The following is a 15,730-nucleotide window of genomic DNA, read 5'->3' as shown; positions in this document are numbered from 1 at the left end:
ATGCAAGCCACAAAGTTACATACATTATGGCAAGCCTATCCAGACTTGCAGCCTGAGCTCACTCAAGTCATGCAATTAATGGATGACAATATTAATCTTTCCGATCCAGCGATCACCGCCGCCATTTTAGCGATGATCCATAGTGGTGGTAAATTGCTGCGACCGGCTTACTGTTTGTTATTTTCACAATTTAAAGACACTGACCGCCAACGGATGATCGCCTTGGCCGCGTCACTTGAAACATTGCATACTGCAACACTTATTCACGACGATATTTTAGATGACGCTAAGTTACGCCGGCATCAAGCCAGTATTCAAGAACAATTTGGCAAAGACGTCGCTGTTTATGCCGGTGACTATCTGTTCGTTGTGGTCTTCAAGATTTTAGCCCATTACTCGAGTAGTTTTCGGAGTATTCAATTAAATGCTAGTAACATGGAAAAAATCTTGGTCGGCGAAATTCACCAAAAAGATCGCCACTATCATTTGGATATGACGTTAGCCCAGTATCAAGAACAGATTCAAGGTAAAACGGCCGAACTCTTCGCATTAAGTTGTTTCTTAGGGGCTTACGAATCCGGTCAAAATGAACGCTTCGCAAATAAAGCGCGTAAAATTGGCATGGCGATTGGGATGGCTTTCCAAATTCTAGATGATATCCTAGACTATCAAGCTGAAGCGACCAATCTCGGTAAGCCGATCTTAGAAGATGTCGCTGAAGGGGTTTACACGTCACCGTTGATTTTTGCCTTACAAACCGACTATCGCCAACAGCTCTTACCATTGTTGCGCAAACAAGGCCAAATAACGGCCGCCGAGCGCGTTGAAGTCCAATCCTTAGTCCTTAAAGCTGGTGGCGTTCAACAGGCTCAAAAGCTGGCTAGTGACTATACAGACACGGCATTAAAAGGGCTACAGCATCTACCAAAACAACCGGCCCAGCAAGCGCTGATACAATTAACTGAACAACTATTACATCGTCAAAATTAAACCAACTAAAGGTTGAAACTTACTCATCGTTAGTAGGACCTTACTAGAACTGACTTGAGTATCCTTAAATTAGTCACCTCCGGCTGTCAGTGATTCTGCCAGCTGTGGGGACTGATTTCAAGCCAAAAGGCGGGCTTCAATCTCGCTTGAAAGCCTAGCAAACACCACTAGTCTTTCAAGACGTCCGCGTCGTAAGTCCGACAAAAACACCCGGACAACGACGTTTTCACGGCTGGCGCCATCATTGACAGACAGCGGTTAAGCGACGATCATTGTTTAAAACAATGATTTGGTCACAATTCTAGCCGAGAGTGAGTTTAATCTGGACCCAGCCGTGGGTGTTTCTTAGCGGTTTTTGCTTAGAAACTGGCGCTTTTGAAACGCCGACCTTTGCGGTTCAAAACGAAATCCAAGACCGAACTTTGGCTTGGATTGTCCATCCACAGCGTTCCGGCCCGGATTGGGCGAACGGTAGGCGGCAAGTTTCACTATTTTTGACCGTTAAATGACTGTCCTATCAATGGTTAAGTCTAAAATTCAGCTTTCAACCTTTAAGTTAAACCAACTAAAAAAGGTCTTAGATCACAGCCAATCAGCTGTAATCTAAGACCTTTTTGGTTAACCAAAATCAAGTCATAAAAAAAATCACTAAAGACTACGATACGCCATCTATGTTAACCATAAATAACTTCCGAACTAGACTTAGTTACCTGTTGCAGTAACCACCATCGTAACGTCCGTCAACCAGCAATCTTAGTGATCCGTAAAAACTTTAATTAGTCAACGAGTTCCAAGACAACCATTTGTGCACCGTCACCACGGCGAGGCATAGTCTTGTAAATTCGTGTATAACCACCATTGCGGTCAGCATATTTAGGAGCTAAGTCACTAAACAACTTTTGCAAAGCAGTTTGTACAGTTACGTTGTCGCCATCTTCTTTGACATCGGCAACAATGTCGCGCATAAATGCAGCGGCTTGACGACGAGCGTGTAAATCGCCCTTCTTAGCCAATGAGATCATCTTATCAGCGGTTGAACGAACTTCCTTAGCGCGGGCTTCAGTCGTTTCGATCCGGCCGTTAACGATCAATGAACTAGTCAAATCACGAAGTAAGGCACGACGTTGTGAACTTGTACGTTGTAATTTACGGTAACTCATGAACGGATATCCTCCCTTGTATTAGTCTTCTTTGCGTAATGATAACCCGAGATCAGCTAATTTTGCTTTAACTTCTTCGAGTGACTTGCGTCCAAGGTTACGAACCTTCATCATATCAGCTTCAGTTTTGTTAGTTAATTCTTGAACCGTGTTGATACCAGCACGTTTCAAACAATTGTATGAACGAACAGAGAGATCTAACTCTTCAATCGTCATTTCTAACATTTTTTCCTTATGCGTTTCTTCTTTTTCAACCATCACGTCAGTGTTTTTAGCTTCATCAGTGAGATTTACAAAGATTGAAAGGTGATCAGTCAGGATTTTGGCTGATAAACTAATGGCTTCACTTGGAGTGATTGAACCATTTGTCCAAACGTCTAAGGTTAGTTTGTCGAAGTCATCACGTTGACCAACACGAGTACTTTCAACTTGGTAGTTGACGCGTTCGATTGGAGAATACAATGAATCAACAGCTAAAACGCCAATTGGCATATCATCTTCACGATGTTTGTTATCCTCAGCGGATACATAACCACGACCAGTATTAGCAGTCATACGCATATGGAAGTGTGCACCATCAGCTACAGTACAAATTGCTAAATCCGGATTCAAGACTTCAACGTCAGCATCACCAATGATATCACCGGCAGTAACGTTTGCAGGACCCTTAACATCAATTTCTAATGTCTTAGATTCGTCTGATTCCAATTTAAGCGCGATCTTCTTAACGTTCAAGATAATCGCCGTAACATCTTCTGTTACGCCTTCAATCGTTGAAAATTCATGAAGCACGCCATCAATTTGGATACTGGTAACAGCAGCGCCAGGTAAAGAAGAAAGAAGAATCCGACGAAGTGAATTCCCTAAAGTTGTACCATAACCACGTTCAAGTGGTTCTACAACAAACTTACCATAGTTGTCGTTTTCATCAATTTTATGAATGTTAGGTTTTTCAAATTCAATCATTCTTATCTTTTACCCCTTTCAAAACGCGTGGTGTTTAGTAGTTGTGCGTACAAAATGAAGTTTGCCCTCAAAATGAACGTCACAGATTAAACACGACGGCGCTTTGGAGGACGAGAACCATTATGAGGAACTGGCGTTACGTCACGAATTGCACTAACTTCCAAACCAGTAGCTTGTAAAGCACGGATTGCAGCTTCACGACCTGAACCAGGACCTTTAACAGCGACTTCAACAGTCTTCATGCCATGTTCCATTGATGCCTTAGCAGCAGCTTCTGCAGCCATTTGAGCAGCAAAAGGAGTTGACTTACGACTACCCTTGAAACCTAATGAACCAGCTGATGACCAAGCAATAGCGTTACCTTGCATGTCAGTGATCATCACAAGTGTGTTGTTGAACGTTGAATGGATGTGAGCTACACCGGATTCAATGTTCTTTTTTACCCGACGACGACGGGTTGTCTTTCTAGTTGCCATAAAATTCGTAAACCTCCCTTATAATTATTTTTTACGTCCAGCAATGCTGACTTTTTTACCCTTACGAGTACGGGCGTTGTTCTTCGTGTGTTGACCACGAACTGGTAAACCACGACGATGACGCATCCCACGGTATGAACCAATTTCTTGAAGTAACTTGATGTTCAAGCTAACTTCACGACGTAAGTCACCTTCAGTTTTGTAACCGTCAACGACTGCACGGATCTTATCTTCTTGTTCAGGAGTTAAGTCGCGTACACGTACGTCTTCTGAGACACCGGCTTCAGCAAGAATCTTCTTTGCAGAAGTATTACCGATACCGAAAATGTAAGTCAAACCGATGACAATACGCTTGTCACGTGGTAAGTCAATTCCTTCAATACGAGCCATTAATTTTTCACCTCCGACTGAGTTTTAATTATTTACCTTGGCGTTGCTTATGCTTTGGATTAGCAGAGCAGATAATCATCACGCGGCCTTTACGACGAATAACTTTGCAGTGTTCGCACATAGGCTTTACAGATGGTCTTACTTTCATGAATATTTACCTCCTATAAGGTACAAAGCGCCGTCCTACTTAAAACGATAAGTAATTCGACCCTTAGTTAAATCATAAGGTGACATTTCGACTGTAACCTTGTCACCCGGTAAAATACGAATGTAATGCATCCGGATCTTACCAGAAACGTGAGCTAAGATTTCAGCGCCGTTTTCAAGTTCGACCTTAAACATTGCGTTGGGTAACGTTTCTTTAATGGTCCCTGAAATTTCGATGACGTCTTCCTTTGCCAAGTAGTTGTCCCTCCTTATTATCTGGTTTCGTGCTGCCACGACTTTGGTCCGCTTTTCGAACCAGTCATTGTTTAAAATACGATTAATTTAATCTTAAATTATTCAATGGCTAAACCTGAATAAGTTTATCACAACGCCATTTGAAAAGCAACTGACGCCACTGTTAGCGGGACAAATTCTTTAAAGGTTGTCAAGAATCGATTTGATATCTTGATAAACATCATCAATGTCGCGGTCACCGTCGACATTGTGTAACAAGTTAGCTTGATCGTAAAAATCAATTAATGGTGTGTTCAACTTAACGTTGACATCCAAACGATTCTTAACCGTCGCTGGCTTGTCATCATCCCGTTGATAGAAATCATGGCCGCCACAAACATCACAAGTTCCTTCAACTTTAGGTTGATTATATAACTTGTGATACGTTGCCCCACAAGTCCGGCAGATGAACCGGCCCGAAAGCCGTTCAACTAACACACTTGGTTCAACGTGAATGTTAATGACACCATCCAATGGCTTATTCAAATCTTGACCGATTTGTTGAAGCGCATGGGCTTGATCAATATTACGTGGATAACCATCAAGTAAGAAGCCTTTAGCCGTATCGCTTTCAGCTAACCGTTCCTTAACGATGCCATTAGTGACTTCGTCTGGAACCAAGTTACCTTGGTCGATATACTTTTTAGCTTCAATACCCATTTTGGTTTCATTCTTAATTGCTGCCCGGAAGATATCACCCGTTGAGATATGAGGAATATCAAAGTCTTCAAGGATTTTCTGTGCTTGAGTACCCTTACCGGCACCTGGCAAACCCATTAAAATAAGGTTCATTGTTCCCATAGTTTTTTCCTCCTATAATGCACAAATGTGCTGAGTCTCCCCAACACACTCGCTTGATTAACGAATAAAGCCGACGTAGTCACGCTTCATCATTAACCCTTTAATTTGACGAATTGTTTCAAGGGCAACCCCAACAACGATTAGTAAACTAGTCCCACCTAAACCAATTGATTCATCCAAGCCCCAGATATCTGAAGCTAACAATGGAATCAAGGAAATTAATCCAAGGTAAAGGGAACCAACTGTACTTAATCGCATTAACAATTTAGAAACCCAGTCTTGCGTATCTTTACCTGGCCAAACACCAGGAATATAGCTACCTTGCTTTTGTAAATTCTTGGATAACTTCTCAGGATTGACCTGAACAAAGGCATAGAAGAAAGTAAAAAGTACGATCAGGACGGTATATAAGATCGCCCCGGGCGTTGATTGCATATTGAAGATACTGCTCATAACTGTGTACCAAGTTTCACCACCATGACTGGACTGGAAACCAAGTAAAATCGTTTGCGGCGTTGCGATGAAAGAACTCGCGAAGATTACGGGAATAACCCCGGCAACATTCACCTTAAGTGGTAGGTAACTACTGTCAGGTGCACCAGCTGCACGGCGCGTATACTGAATTGGTACCCGGTCATTAGCTTGTTCAACCCATGTCACAAACATGACAATTAAGATGACCAAGACTAACAATCCAAGACAAAACAGTGCACTTTGCCACCATTGACTCTTCGCTACATTGACAAATTGTTCTTGATAAATTTGATAAAGAGAAGTTGGTGTCCGAGCAATGATCCCGGCAAAGATAATGATGGAAACACCATTACCCATCCCACGATCAGTGATCATATCCCCTAACCAAGTCGTAAACATTGCCCCACCGGTTAAAATAATCCCGATAGTTAAATAAGTCGCCACACTTGGATTGTTCACCAATTTAAGTGAACTTAAGGAGTTGAAACCAGCAGTAATCCCAATTGACTGAACAAAGGCTAAGACGATAGTTAAGTAACGCGTTGCTTGGTTAAGTTTGCGTCGCCCAACTTCACCTTGTTTACCCCATTCTACAAATTTTGGAACAATGTCCATTTGTAACAATTGAACAATGATTTGTGCAGTAATGTAAGGGGATACCCCCATAGCAAGGATGGAATAATTTGTTAACCCGCCACCACTGAATGTATTCAACATACTTATAAGTCCAGATGATGCAACGGATTGAAGCGCCTTTGCATTAACTCCTGGAACTGTGATATAAGAGCCAAGACGAAATACAATCAAAACGCCCAACGTGAACAGAATTTTATTCCGAATATCCTTAACTTTCAGAGCGTCCTTCATGGTAGTCAGCAAGTTAGATCACCTCAGTTTTACCGCCAGCAGCTTCGATTGCCTTAACAGCAGATTCGGAGAACTTGCTTGCCTTGACCGTTAACTTTTTAGTGAGTTCGCCGTTGCCAAGAATCTTAACAGCAGCGCTTTTCTTAACCAAGCCGGCAGCCTTCAATGATTCTGGTGTTACTTCAGCACCATCATCAAAGCGGTTTAAGCCATCAAGGTTAACAACCGCATATTCTTTACGGTTGATGTTGGTAAATCCACGTTTAGGAATCCGACGATACAATGGCATTTGGCCACCTTCGAATCCTACACGAACCTTACTACGCGCCTTTTGGCCTTTTTGACCACGACCAGAAGTTTTACCTTGGCCACTTGAGTCACCACGACCGATCCGACGGCGTGAAAAACGTGAACCTTCACTTGGTGTTAATTCATGTAACTTCATCTAGTAGGCACCTCCTCTTTAAATATTTTAATTACTTAATGATTTCTACATCGATCAAATGAGCGATGTGGAAGATTTGACCGCGAGTTGCAGCGTCATCAGGTTTAACAACTGAGCTGTTAACTCGGCCTAAACCTAATTCCTTAACGATTTTACGTTGCTTAGGAAGACGATGAGCCGCACTGCGCACTAAAGTGATCTTTAATTGAGCCATGTTGTTTGTCCTCCTAGTCAGCTAAATGTTCAACTGAAACGCCACGTAAAGCAGCAATTTGTTCAGCTTTCTTTAAGCTCTTCAAGCCTTCAAACGTTGCGCGAACAACGTTAACTGGCGTGTTTGAGCCAAGACGCTTACTGGTAACATCATCAATACCAGCTAATTCCATGACGGCACGAACGGCGCCACCAGCGGCAACACCAGAACCTTCAACGGCTGGCTTAAGCAAAATGCGGCCACCGCCGAAGACACCGAGAGTTTCATGAGGAATGGTTGTACCGACCATTGGTACAGTGATCAAGTTCTTTTTAGCAGCTTCAGATGCTTTCCGAATTGCTTCTGGAACTTCTTGAGCCTTACCAGTACCGAAACCAACGTGTCCTTTGTGGTCCCCAACGATTACCAATGCGGCAAAACGAAGACGACGACCACCTTTGACAACTTTAGTAATCCGATTAATGGCAACAACGTTATCGTCAAGATCTAATTTTGATGGATCAATGAAAGTCATGTGGTATTATTCCTCCTTTGTTAGAATTTAAGTCCGTTTTCACGAGCGGCTTCAGCCAAAGCTTGAACCCGACCATGATACAAGTAACCGCCACGATCGAAGACAACGTCAACGATCTTCTTTTCAGTAGCACGCTTTGCAATAAGTTCGCCAACTGAAGCAGCTTTTTCACTCTTGGTGTTGCCAGTTACTTCGCTATCTAATGTTGAGGCACTTGCGAGCGTTACACCCTCTACATCATCAATAACTTGAGCGTAGATGTTTTTGTTTGAACGATAAACATTTAAGCGTGGGCGCTCAGCAGTACCAGAAATCTTACCGCGGACACGTGCGTGACGACGTTGACGTGTCTTATTTTTATCTGGTTTTGAAATCACAATAGTCACCTCTAATATATAGTATGGACAGCACTAAGCTGCATTATTTACCAGTTTTACCTTCTTTACGACGAACATATTCATCGACGTAACGAATCCCTTTACCCTTGTAAGGTTCAGGTGAACGAACGGCACGAACGTTAGCAGCAAAGTCACCAACAGCTTGCTTACCAATACCAGAGATATTGATATGAGTGTTGTCAGGAACTTCAACAGTTAAGTTTTCAGGCGTTTCGAATTCAACAGGATGTGAGTAACCAACGCTTAATACTAATTTCTTACCTTGCAATTGGGCACGGTAACCAACACCGACCAATTGAAGGTTCTTAGTAAAGCCTTTAGTAACCCCTTCAACCATGTTGTTGACATTAGCACGGGTAGTACCGTGTAATGCCTTCATCTTGTAGTCGTCAGTTGGGCGCGTGAATTTAACTTCGTTGCCTTCAACTGACATCGTGATATCACTAGCAATCTTACGCGTTAAAGTACCTTTAGGACCCTTAACCGTAACGTCTTCACCAGCTTGTGATACTTCTACCCCAGTAGGTAGTTCAATTACTTTATAACCAATACGACTCACTTACTTGCACCTCCCGTCTTAATTATTTATTACCAAACGTAAGCTAAAACTTCGCCGCCAAGCTTCTTAGCGCGAGCTTCTTTATCAGTAATGACACCTTCTGAAGTTGAGATGATAGCAATACCTAAGCCGTTTAATACCTTAGGAACAGCATCAGATTTAACGTATGAACGTAAACCAGGTTTTGAAATACGTTTCAAACCACTGATTACGCGTTCATTGTTCTTACCATACTTCAAGAAGACGCGGATGATGCCTTGTTTGTCATCATCAATGTATTCAACGTCGCGAACAAAACCTTCATTCTTTAAAATTTCGGCAATGTTGCGTTTGATTTTTGATGCAGGAACTTCTAATGAGTCGTGACGTACCATGTTAGCGTTACGGATACGAGTCAAGAAATCTGCGATTGGATCAGTCATCATGAAAGTTTAACCTCCTTTAACTTGGGTTCGTTTTTACCAGCTGGCCTTTTTCATGCCAGGGATTTGACCTTTGTGGGCCAGGTCGCGTAAGCAGAGACGGCACAAGTGGAATTTACGGTAAACTGAATGTGGACGACCACAACGTTCGCAACGAGTATAGTTTTGAACAGCAAACTTCGCACCACGTTTTTGTTTAGCAATTAGTGATTTTTTAGCCAACTTCGATTAACCCCCTTCGGATTATTTAGCAAATGGCATGCCAAATTGAGTTAACAACTCGCGTGATTCTTCATCACTTTCAGCAGTTGTTACAATTACAATGTCCAAACCGCGTACACGGTTAACATTATCATAGTTGATTTCTGGGAAGATCAATTGTTCACGGACACCCAATGTGTAGTTACCGCGACCATCAAATGAACGAGTACTTACACCATGGAAGTCACGAACACGTGGTAATGAAACGTTGATCAATTTGTCCAAGAAGTCATACATACGTTCACCACGTAAGTCAACCTTGGCACCAATTGCCATACCTTCACGAAGACGGAAACCGGCGATAGATTTCTTTGCGCGCGTAACCAAAGGTTTTTGGCCGGCGATCAAAGTCAATTCTTCAACAGCTTCGTCTAAGTTTTTAGCGTTAGTAACTGCATCACCAACACCCATGTTCAAAACGATTTTTGCCAACTTAGGTACTTGCATAACTGAAGTGTAGTCAAACTTGTCCACTAAAGCTGGAACGATTTCTTTTTCATATTGAGCTTTTAAACGGTTTTCCATGAAACTTGCTTCCTCCTTTCAGTCAGAGATATTAGTTTTCTAAGTCTTTGCCAGACTTCTTGGCGTAGCGAACACGCTTGCCATCTTCACGACGAACACCTAAACGAGTAGGTTCGTTAGTTGATGGGTCAAGGAACATAACGTTTGAAGCATCTAATGGTGCTTCGACGTCCACGATACCACCTTGTGGGTTAACGTTCGTAGGTTTTTGGTGTTTTTTGATCTTGTTAACACCTTCAACAACGACACGGTTCTTGGCAGAGATTACCTTTTTAACAGTACCTTCTTGACCACGATCCTTACCGCTGATTACACGAACTTTATCACCAGTTTTAATCAACATTAGGTTGCGCACCTCCTTATTTACGGTGTGTGATTACAGAACTTCTGGAGCTAATGAAACGATACGCATGAAGTCTTTATCACGTAATTCACGAGCGACAGGTCCAAAGATACGAGTACCTTGAGGTGTCTTGTCATCACGGATAATAACTGCAGCATTTTCGTCAAATTTGATGTATGAACCATCGGCACGATGAACGCCAGACTTAGTCCGAACGATAACAGCCTTCACAACATCATGAGCTTTGACAACACCACCGGGCGTTGCTTGTTTAACCGTAGCAACGATGATATCGCCAATGTTAGCAGTTTTACGACCAGAACCACCTAATACCTTAATAGTAAGGATTTCACGGGCACCGGAGTTGTCAGCAACTTTTAAACGACTTTCTTGTTGGATCACAGTAAGTGTCCTCCCTTCATGTAATTTTATTCAGCTAATAAACTAGATAATAACAGCTTTTTGAACAACTTCAATTAAGCGGAAACGCTTGGTAGCTGAAAGAGGACGAGTTTCCATGATCTTAACGATATCGCCAGTCTTAGCTTCATTCTTTTCATCATGAGCCTTGAACTTCTTTGAATAACGAACACGTTTGCCGTAAACTGGATGGTTCTTGTAAGTTTCGACGATAACAACGATGGTTTTGTCCATCTTATCTGAAACAACGCGTCCTTGGATCACCTTACGGCTGTTACGAGTATCTTCACTCATTCGTGATTGCCTCCTTTATACTCTACTTGTTTAATTCTTGTTCACGCAACGCAGTTTTAATACGCGCGATATTCTTACGAACTTGTTTTAAACGAGCGGTGTTTTCAAGCTGACCAGTGGCCAATTGAAAACGCAAGTTGAAAAGTTCGTCTTTGTAAGACTTTTCTTTTTCAAGCATTTCAGTAGTGGACAATGCTTTAATTTCTTTAGCCTTCATCTGATTCGCCACCTACTTCCTCACGCTTAACAATCTTAGTTTTTACTGGTAATTTCGTGCCAGCTAAGCGCAATGCTTCGCGAGCAACTTCTTCAGGAACGCCACCGACTTCAAACATAACCTTGTTACGTTTTACTGGGGCAACCCAACCTGCAGGAGTACCTTTCCCATTACCCATCCGCACACCAACACCTTTTTCAGTGTAGGACTTGTGAGGGAAAATCTTAATCCATACTTTACCGCCACGCTTCATGTAACGGTTCATAGCAACACGAGCAGCTTCAATCTGTCGGTTACTAATCCAGTGTGATTCGAGTGTTTGTAAACCGAATTCACCAAAAGCAACTGTCTTACCGCCTTTAGCTTCACCGCGCATTTTACCACGATGAACACGACGATACTTTACCCGTTTAGGTACCAGCATGTTTATTTTCCTCCTTTAGCTGCAGATTTCTTTTCTGGCAAGATTTCGCCACGGTAGATCCATGTCTTAACCCCAAGTTGGCCATAAGTAGTTGTGGCTTCAACCCATGCGTAATCAATGTCCGCACGTAAGGTATGCAATGGAACCGTACCATCTGAATAAGCTTCAACACGTGACATGTCGGCACCGTTTAAACGGCCGGCAACTTGTGTTTTGATACCTTTGGCGCCAGAACGCATAGTACGTTGCATAGCACCACGCATAGCACGACGGAAAGCAACACGGCCTTCCAATTGACGTGCGATACTTTCACCAACTAATTTAGCATCTAAATCAGGTTTCTTGATTTCGATGATGTTGATGTGTACTCGCTTACCAGTTAATTCGTTTAATTCTTTACGAAGTGCTTCTACTTCGGAACCACCCTTACCGATAACCATCCCTGGTTTAGCGGTATGGATTGAAATGTTAACACGATTTGCAGCGCGTTCGATTTCAACGGTGGAGACGGAAGCGTCGGCAAGTCGTTTTTCGATAAATTTACGGATACGTAAATCTTCGTTTAAATAAGCAGCAAAATCTTTTTCAGCGTACCATTTTGCTTCCCAGTCACGAATGATCCCTACACGTAATCCGGTTGGATTTACTTTTTGACCCACGCGTTATCCCTCCTATTTTTCAGTAACTGTAATCGTAATGTGGCTTGTCCGCTTGTTGATTGGTGAAGCAGAACCCTTGGCACGAGGACGGAACCGTTTTAAGGTTGGTCCTTCATTGACGAAGGTTTCACTTACAACCAAGTCTTCACGATCTAAGTCAAAGTTGTTTTCAGCGTTAGCAACAGCAGAAAGTAGTACTTTTTCAACTACTGGAGAAGCACCCCGTGGAGTGAACTTCAAGATTGCTAATGCTTCGGCAACGCTTTTGCCTCTGATAAGATCGACAACTAGGCGGACCTTACGAGCGGCGATACGAACAGTTTTTGCAGTTGCTTGTGCAGATGTTACTTGTTCAGCCATTCTATATATCCTCCTAACTATTATTTCGTTGTCTTATCGTCTGAACCATGACCATGGAAAGTACGAGTTGGAACGAATTCGCCCAACTTGTGACCTACCATATCGTCTTGGACATAAACGGGGACATGTTTGCGCCCATCATAAACAGCGATTGTATACCCAATAAAACTTGGGAAAATTGTTGAACGACGTGACCACGTCTTGATGACAGATTTCTTGTCGGAATCAGATTGTGCATCGATTTTTTTCAATAAATGCGCATCTGCGAAAGGTCCCTTCTTTAAACTACGACCCATCGTGTGACCTCCTCTCGATAACTACAGTAATAACAACTATTAATGCTTGCCTGGACGACGACCACGAACGATAAGCTTGTTTGAACGAGCCTTCTTGTTCCGAGTCTTCTTCCCAAGGGTTTTCTTACCCCATGGTGACATTGGTGATGGGTGACCGATTGGAGCCTTACCTTCACCACCACCATGAGGGTGATCGTTAGGGTTCATTACAGAACCACGAACAGTTGGGCGTTTGCCTTGCCAACGTGAACGACCGGCTTTACCTGAATTGATTAATTCATGTTGTTCATTACCAACAGTACCAACAGTGGCACGGCTAGTTAAAAGAACTAAACGAACTTCACCAGATGACAAACGTACGATAGCGTACTTGCCTTCTTTACCAAGTAATTGAGCTGAGGTCCCAGCAGAACGTGCTAATTGACCACCCTTACCTGGCTTCAATTCAATATTGTGAATCACAGTACCAACTGGAATGTTAGTTAATGGCAATGCATTACCAACCTTGATATCGGCTTCGACACCTGATTGAACTTGCATACCAACTTCCAAACCTTTTGGTGCTAAGATATATGATTTCACACCGTCAGCGTAAACTAATAAAGCGATGTTAGCTGTCCGATTTGGATCATATTCGATTGCTTTAACCGTAGCTGGAACTTCATCCTTGATACGTTTGAAGTCAACGATACGATATTGTTGTTTATGACCGCCACCACGATGACGAACAGTAATGTGACCATAACTGTTACGACCGGCAGTGTGACTTTGTGAGTCTAATAATGACTTTTCTGGTTTCGTCTTCGTGATTTCAGAGAAATCAGAAGCAGTCATATTACGACGGCCGTTAGTGGTTGGTTTATACTTCTTAATACCCACTAGAGTTACCTCCTATAATAAGATTTTATTGTTGATCGTCGTTGAACAACTTAATTTCGTTTGAATCAGGAGTTAAGGTAACAATGGCCTTACGACGCTTCTTAGTGTAGCCAGCGTAACGACCTTGGCGCTTTAACTTCCCTTTAACGTTCATAATGTTAACTTTAACGACCTTAACATCGAAGATTTCTTCGATTGCTTTTTTAACTTGTGTCTTGGTAGCCTGTACATTGACATCAAAAGTATAGCGCTTGTCATCCAAGTCAGCCATTGATGCTTCAGTAATTACAGGGCGTAAGATTACATCGCGTGCTTCCATTATGCGAGCGCCTCCCCTATTTGTTCGAGGGCTTTTTGGGTAACGACTAATTTGTCACTATTAGCGACGTCTAAGACGTTAACACCATTGGCTTTGAGGATCTTAACATTTGGTAAGTTCCGACCTGCCAAAGCAGCCTTTTCGTTGTCGTCTTCAACTAAGACAAGTGCCTTAGTATCGACATTGAGGTTGTTTAATACGTTAGCGAATTCCTTAGTTTTTGGTGCGTCGAAAGCTAAAGTTTCAACAGCAACTAAACTATTGTCCAATACTTTTTGTGAAAGGACGGACTTCAAAGCTAAACGCATAACTTTCTTTGGTAAATGATAGCTGTAAGAACGTGGAGTTGGTCCGAAGACAATCCCACCTTTACGCCATTGTGGTGAACGGATAGAACCTTGACGAGCACGCCCAGTACCCTTTTGACGCCATGGTTTACGACCACCACCGCGACGAGCACTACGGTTCTTAACTGCATGTGTGCCTTGACGTAATGATGCTCGTTGCATCAAGATTGCGTCAAAGACAACATTTTCGTTAGGTTCAACTGCAAAAACAGCATCGTTTAAAGTAACGTCACCATTTTGCGTACCGTCTTGTTTGAATAATGCTACGCTAGTCATGTATTATGTCCTCCTTTCTTATTTACTCTTTACAGATGTTTTGATGGTAACAAACGATTTGTTTGCGCCAGGGACATTCCCTTTAATTAATAAGACATTGTTTTCAACGTCGGCACGAACAACTTGTAAGTTTTGCATCGTCCGTTGGTGATTACCCATCCGGCCTGGTAATTTCTTACCTTTGAAGACACGGTTGATAATGGCACCCATTGAACCAGGACGACGATGGTAACGAGACCCATGGGCCATTGGTCCACGACTTTGACCGTCTTTGTGGATGTTACCTTGGTAACCATGACCTTTAGTGATACCCGTAACGTCGACTGCTTCGCCTGCTGCGAAGATATCAGCCTTGACTTCGTCACCTACTGTGTAATCTCCAAGCTCAACATTACGAATTTCACGAATGAAGCGCTTAGGAGTCGTTTTTGCTTTTGCTGCATGACCTTGAGCAGGTTTGTTAGTCAAGACTTCACGCTTATCGTCAACACCTAATTGAATTGCTTCGTAACCGTCGTTTTCGATGGTTTTAACTTGCAACACAACGTTGGGTTGAGTTTCGATAACTGTAACTGGGATTAATTCGCCAGCTTCAGTGAAGACTTGAGTCATTCCTACCTTTTTCCCTAAGATTCCTTTAGTGGTCATGAGTACACCTCCAATTATTTGATATATTTTGTATTATAACTTGATTTCGATATCCACACCGCTAGGCAAGTCTAACTTCATTAATGAGTCGACTGTCTTTGGCGTTGGGTTAACGATATCAATTAAACGCTTGTGAGTCCGCATTTCGAACTGTTCGCGTGACTTCTTGAACTTATGTGGTGAACGGAGAACCGTGTACACAGTACGTTCAGTAGGCAATGGAATTGGACCTGAAATAGTAGCACCAGTTCTCTTTGCCGTTTCAACAATCTTGTCAGCAGATTGATCAAGAATACGGTGTTCGTATGCCTTTAAGCGAATACGGATTTTTTGCTTTGCCATTGT

General features: G+C 42.5%; 30 protein-coding genes. 1 reads left to right on the top strand and 29 read right to left on the bottom strand.

Annotation, left to right across the window (positions count from 1 at the left end; genetic code table 11):
• Nucleotides 1-990, top strand: a complete 990-nt coding sequence (locus tag FFM84_RS10155; RefSeq protein ID WP_130845141.1) for a polyprenyl synthetase family protein — start codon at nt 1-3, stop codon at nt 988-990.
• Between the two features lie 776 nt (nt 991-1,766).
• Here FFM84_RS10155 and rplQ read toward each other — a convergent pair.
• The 29 genes from rplQ to rpsJ all read right to left on the bottom strand — a co-directional run bounded on the left by rplQ (nt 1,767) and on the right by rpsJ (nt 15,727).
• Nucleotides 1,767-2,150 carry a 50S ribosomal protein L17 gene (gene rplQ, locus FFM84_RS10150; RefSeq protein WP_130845140.1) on the bottom strand — a complete coding sequence of 128 codons (384 nt, stop codon included), beginning with the start codon at nt 2,148-2,150 and terminating at the stop codon, nt 1,767-1,769.
• A 21-nt stretch (nt 2,151-2,171) separates the two neighbouring features.
• A complete protein-coding gene (locus tag FFM84_RS10145) occupies nt 2,172-3,116 on the bottom strand; it encodes a DNA-directed RNA polymerase subunit alpha (RefSeq protein ID WP_130845139.1) in 945 nt (314 codons plus the stop codon).
• A gap of 86 nt (nt 3,117-3,202) precedes the next feature.
• The gene (gene rpsK / locus FFM84_RS10140; protein WP_003641266.1) at nt 3,203-3,592 is read right to left on the bottom strand and encodes a 30S ribosomal protein S11; all 390 of its coding nucleotides are present in this window, start codon (nt 3,590-3,592) and stop codon (nt 3,203-3,205) included.
• A gap of 24 nt (nt 3,593-3,616) precedes the next feature.
• Nucleotides 3,617-3,982, bottom strand: coding sequence for a 30S ribosomal protein S13 (gene rpsM, locus FFM84_RS10135; protein WP_130845138.1), 366 nt, complete (start codon nt 3,980-3,982; stop codon nt 3,617-3,619).
• Nucleotides 3,983-4,010: 28 nt separating this feature from the next.
• A complete protein-coding gene (gene rpmJ / locus FFM84_RS10130; RefSeq protein WP_003638083.1) occupies nt 4,011-4,130 on the bottom strand; it encodes a 50S ribosomal protein L36 in 120 nt (39 codons plus the stop codon).
• A 35-nt stretch (nt 4,131-4,165) separates the two neighbouring features.
• Complete coding sequence (gene infA / locus FFM84_RS10125) at nt 4,166-4,384, bottom strand: translation initiation factor IF-1 (protein ID WP_130845137.1); 219 nt, start codon at nt 4,382-4,384, stop codon at nt 4,166-4,168.
• Nucleotides 4,385-4,564: 180 nt separating this feature from the next.
• Complete coding sequence (locus FFM84_RS10120) at nt 4,565-5,215, bottom strand: adenylate kinase (protein WP_306418158.1); 651 nt, start codon at nt 5,213-5,215, stop codon at nt 4,565-4,567.
• A 66-nt stretch (nt 5,216-5,281) separates the two neighbouring features.
• Entirely contained in the window at nt 5,282-6,577 is a 1,296-nt protein-coding gene (gene secY / locus FFM84_RS10115; protein WP_130845135.1) for a preprotein translocase subunit SecY, read from the bottom strand.
• A gap of 1 nt (nt 6,578) precedes the next feature.
• Entirely contained in the window at nt 6,579-7,010 is a 432-nt protein-coding gene (gene rplO, locus FFM84_RS10110; protein ID WP_130845134.1) for a 50S ribosomal protein L15, read from the bottom strand.
• Nucleotides 7,011-7,041: 31 nt separating this feature from the next.
• A complete protein-coding gene (gene rpmD / locus FFM84_RS10105; protein ID WP_130845133.1) occupies nt 7,042-7,224 on the bottom strand; it encodes a 50S ribosomal protein L30 in 183 nt (60 codons plus the stop codon).
• 13 nt (nt 7,225-7,237) lie between these two features.
• Nucleotides 7,238-7,738: a 30S ribosomal protein S5 gene (gene rpsE / locus FFM84_RS10100; RefSeq protein ID WP_130845132.1), complete on the bottom strand. Its 501-nt coding sequence runs from the start codon at nt 7,736-7,738 to the stop codon at nt 7,238-7,240.
• 20 nt (nt 7,739-7,758) lie between these two features.
• Nucleotides 7,759-8,124, bottom strand: coding sequence for a 50S ribosomal protein L18 (rplR, locus tag FFM84_RS10095; protein ID WP_306418152.1), 366 nt, complete (start codon nt 8,122-8,124; stop codon nt 7,759-7,761).
• A 34-nt stretch (nt 8,125-8,158) separates the two neighbouring features.
• Nucleotides 8,159-8,695, bottom strand: a complete 537-nt coding sequence (gene rplF, locus FFM84_RS10090) for a 50S ribosomal protein L6 (protein ID WP_130845130.1) — start codon at nt 8,693-8,695, stop codon at nt 8,159-8,161.
• 29 nt (nt 8,696-8,724) lie between these two features.
• Nucleotides 8,725-9,120, bottom strand: coding sequence for a 30S ribosomal protein S8 (gene rpsH / locus FFM84_RS10085; RefSeq protein WP_130845129.1), 396 nt, complete (start codon nt 9,118-9,120; stop codon nt 8,725-8,727).
• A gap of 33 nt (nt 9,121-9,153) precedes the next feature.
• A complete protein-coding gene (locus FFM84_RS10080; protein ID WP_130845128.1) occupies nt 9,154-9,339 on the bottom strand; it encodes a type Z 30S ribosomal protein S14 in 186 nt (61 codons plus the stop codon).
• A gap of 21 nt (nt 9,340-9,360) precedes the next feature.
• A complete protein-coding gene (gene rplE / locus FFM84_RS10075; RefSeq protein ID WP_130845127.1) occupies nt 9,361-9,903 on the bottom strand; it encodes a 50S ribosomal protein L5 in 543 nt (180 codons plus the stop codon).
• A gap of 31 nt (nt 9,904-9,934) precedes the next feature.
• The gene (gene rplX, locus FFM84_RS10070; RefSeq protein WP_130845126.1) at nt 9,935-10,246 is read right to left on the bottom strand and encodes a 50S ribosomal protein L24; all 312 of its coding nucleotides are present in this window, start codon (nt 10,244-10,246) and stop codon (nt 9,935-9,937) included.
• 33 nt (nt 10,247-10,279) lie between these two features.
• Nucleotides 10,280-10,648, bottom strand: coding sequence for a 50S ribosomal protein L14 (gene rplN / locus FFM84_RS10065; RefSeq protein WP_003638070.1), 369 nt, complete (start codon nt 10,646-10,648; stop codon nt 10,280-10,282).
• 42 nt (nt 10,649-10,690) lie between these two features.
• A complete protein-coding gene (gene rpsQ, locus FFM84_RS10060) occupies nt 10,691-10,960 on the bottom strand; it encodes a 30S ribosomal protein S17 (protein ID WP_003638069.1) in 270 nt (89 codons plus the stop codon).
• Between the two features lie 22 nt (nt 10,961-10,982).
• Nucleotides 10,983-11,177 carry a 50S ribosomal protein L29 gene (rpmC, locus tag FFM84_RS10055; protein WP_003638068.1) on the bottom strand — a complete coding sequence of 65 codons (195 nt, stop codon included), beginning with the start codon at nt 11,175-11,177 and terminating at the stop codon, nt 10,983-10,985.
• Nucleotides 11,167-11,601, bottom strand: coding sequence for a 50S ribosomal protein L16 (gene rplP / locus FFM84_RS10050; protein WP_130845125.1), 435 nt, complete (start codon nt 11,599-11,601; stop codon nt 11,167-11,169). Before rplP ends, rpmC begins: the two co-directional genes overlap by 11 nt.
• A 2-nt stretch (nt 11,602-11,603) precedes the next feature.
• Nucleotides 11,604-12,260 (bottom strand): 30S ribosomal protein S3, encoded by a 657-nt coding sequence (gene rpsC / locus FFM84_RS10045; RefSeq protein WP_130845124.1) that lies wholly within the window; start codon nt 12,258-12,260, stop codon nt 11,604-11,606.
• A 12-nt stretch (nt 12,261-12,272) separates the two neighbouring features.
• A complete protein-coding gene (gene rplV, locus FFM84_RS10040) occupies nt 12,273-12,620 on the bottom strand; it encodes a 50S ribosomal protein L22 (protein WP_130845123.1) in 348 nt (115 codons plus the stop codon).
• A gap of 20 nt (nt 12,621-12,640) precedes the next feature.
• Nucleotides 12,641-12,916, bottom strand: coding sequence for a 30S ribosomal protein S19 (rpsS, locus tag FFM84_RS10035; RefSeq protein ID WP_130845122.1), 276 nt, complete (start codon nt 12,914-12,916; stop codon nt 12,641-12,643).
• Between the two features lie 39 nt (nt 12,917-12,955).
• Entirely contained in the window at nt 12,956-13,795 is an 840-nt protein-coding gene (gene rplB, locus FFM84_RS10030) for a 50S ribosomal protein L2 (protein WP_130845121.1), read from the bottom strand.
• A 25-nt stretch (nt 13,796-13,820) separates the two neighbouring features.
• Nucleotides 13,821-14,114, bottom strand: a complete 294-nt coding sequence (gene rplW / locus FFM84_RS10025; RefSeq protein ID WP_130845120.1) for a 50S ribosomal protein L23 — start codon at nt 14,112-14,114, stop codon at nt 13,821-13,823.
• On the bottom strand, nt 14,114-14,737 hold the full coding sequence (gene rplD / locus FFM84_RS10020) for a 50S ribosomal protein L4 (protein ID WP_130845119.1): 624 nt from the start codon (nt 14,735-14,737) through the stop codon (nt 14,114-14,116). Before rplD ends, rplW begins: the two co-directional genes overlap by 1 nt.
• A gap of 18 nt (nt 14,738-14,755) precedes the next feature.
• On the bottom strand, nt 14,756-15,385 hold the full coding sequence (gene rplC / locus FFM84_RS10015) for a 50S ribosomal protein L3 (RefSeq protein ID WP_130845118.1): 630 nt from the start codon (nt 15,383-15,385) through the stop codon (nt 14,756-14,758).
• Nucleotides 15,386-15,418: 33 nt separating this feature from the next.
• Entirely contained in the window at nt 15,419-15,727 is a 309-nt protein-coding gene (gene rpsJ / locus FFM84_RS10010; RefSeq protein ID WP_024624529.1) for a 30S ribosomal protein S10, read from the bottom strand.
• Nucleotides 15,728-15,730: the final 3 nt, after the last annotated feature.

Source organism: Lactiplantibacillus mudanjiangensis (assembly GCF_005405385.1).
GTDB classification, from domain to species: Bacteria; Bacillota; Bacilli; order Lactobacillales; family Lactobacillaceae; genus Lactiplantibacillus; species Lactiplantibacillus mudanjiangensis.
The sequence above is the reverse complement of the archived record's forward strand: the minus strand, read 5'-3'. Positions and strand labels throughout refer to the sequence as shown.

Coding starts and splice junctions, on each gene's coding strand:
- FFM84_RS10155 (WP_130845141.1), top strand. CDS start 1: ATGCAAGCCACAAAGTTACATACATTATGGCAAGCCTATCCAGACTTG.
- rplQ (WP_130845140.1), bottom strand. CDS start 2,150: ATGAGTTACCGTAAATTACAACGTACAAGTTCACAACGTCGTGCCTTA.
- FFM84_RS10145 (WP_130845139.1), bottom strand. CDS start 3,116: ATGATTGAATTTGAAAAACCTAACATTCATAAAATTGATGAAAACGAC.
- rpsK (WP_003641266.1), bottom strand. CDS start 3,592: ATGGCAACTAGAAAGACAACCCGTCGTCGTCGGGTAAAAAAGAACATT.
- rpsM (WP_130845138.1), bottom strand. CDS start 3,982: ATGGCTCGTATTGAAGGAATTGACTTACCACGTGACAAGCGTATTGTC.
- rpmJ (WP_003638083.1), bottom strand. CDS start 4,130: ATGAAAGTAAGACCATCTGTAAAGCCTATGTGCGAACACTGCAAAGTT.
- FFM84_RS10120 (WP_306418158.1), bottom strand. CDS start 5,215: ATGAACCTTATTTTAATGGGTTTGCCAGGTGCCGGTAAGGGTACTCAA.
- rplO (WP_130845134.1), bottom strand. CDS start 7,010: ATGAAGTTACATGAATTAACACCAAGTGAAGGTTCACGTTTTTCACGC.
- rpmD (WP_130845133.1), bottom strand. CDS start 7,224: ATGGCTCAATTAAAGATCACTTTAGTGCGCAGTGCGGCTCATCGTCTT.
- rpsE (WP_130845132.1), bottom strand. CDS start 7,738: ATGACTTTCATTGATCCATCAAAATTAGATCTTGACGATAACGTTGTT.
- rpsH (WP_130845129.1), bottom strand. CDS start 9,120: ATGATGACTGATCCAATCGCAGATTTCTTGACTCGTATCCGTAACGCT.
- rplE (WP_130845127.1), bottom strand. CDS start 9,903: ATGGAAAACCGTTTAAAAGCTCAATATGAAAAAGAAATCGTTCCAGCT.
- rplX (WP_130845126.1), bottom strand. CDS start 10,246: ATGTTGATTAAAACTGGTGATAAAGTTCGTGTAATCAGCGGTAAGGAT.
- rpsQ (WP_003638069.1), bottom strand. CDS start 10,960: ATGAGTGAAGATACTCGTAACAGCCGTAAGGTGATCCAAGGACGCGTT.
- rpmC (WP_003638068.1), bottom strand. CDS start 11,177: ATGAAGGCTAAAGAAATTAAAGCATTGTCCACTACTGAAATGCTTGAA.
- rplP (WP_130845125.1), bottom strand. CDS start 11,601: ATGCTGGTACCTAAACGGGTAAAGTATCGTCGTGTTCATCGTGGTAAA.
- rplV (WP_130845123.1), bottom strand. CDS start 12,620: ATGGCTGAACAAGTAACATCTGCACAAGCAACTGCAAAAACTGTTCGT.
- rpsS (WP_130845122.1), bottom strand. CDS start 12,916: ATGGGTCGTAGTTTAAAGAAGGGACCTTTCGCAGATGCGCATTTATTG.
- rplW (WP_130845120.1), bottom strand. CDS start 14,114: ATGGAAGCACGCGATGTAATCTTACGCCCTGTAATTACTGAAGCATCA.
- rplD (WP_130845119.1), bottom strand. CDS start 14,737: ATGACTAGCGTAGCATTATTCAAACAAGACGGTACGCAAAATGGTGAC.
- rplC (WP_130845118.1), bottom strand. CDS start 15,385: ATGACCACTAAAGGAATCTTAGGGAAAAAGGTAGGAATGACTCAAGTC.
- rpsJ (WP_024624529.1), bottom strand. CDS start 15,727: ATGGCAAAGCAAAAAATCCGTATTCGCTTAAAGGCATACGAACACCGT.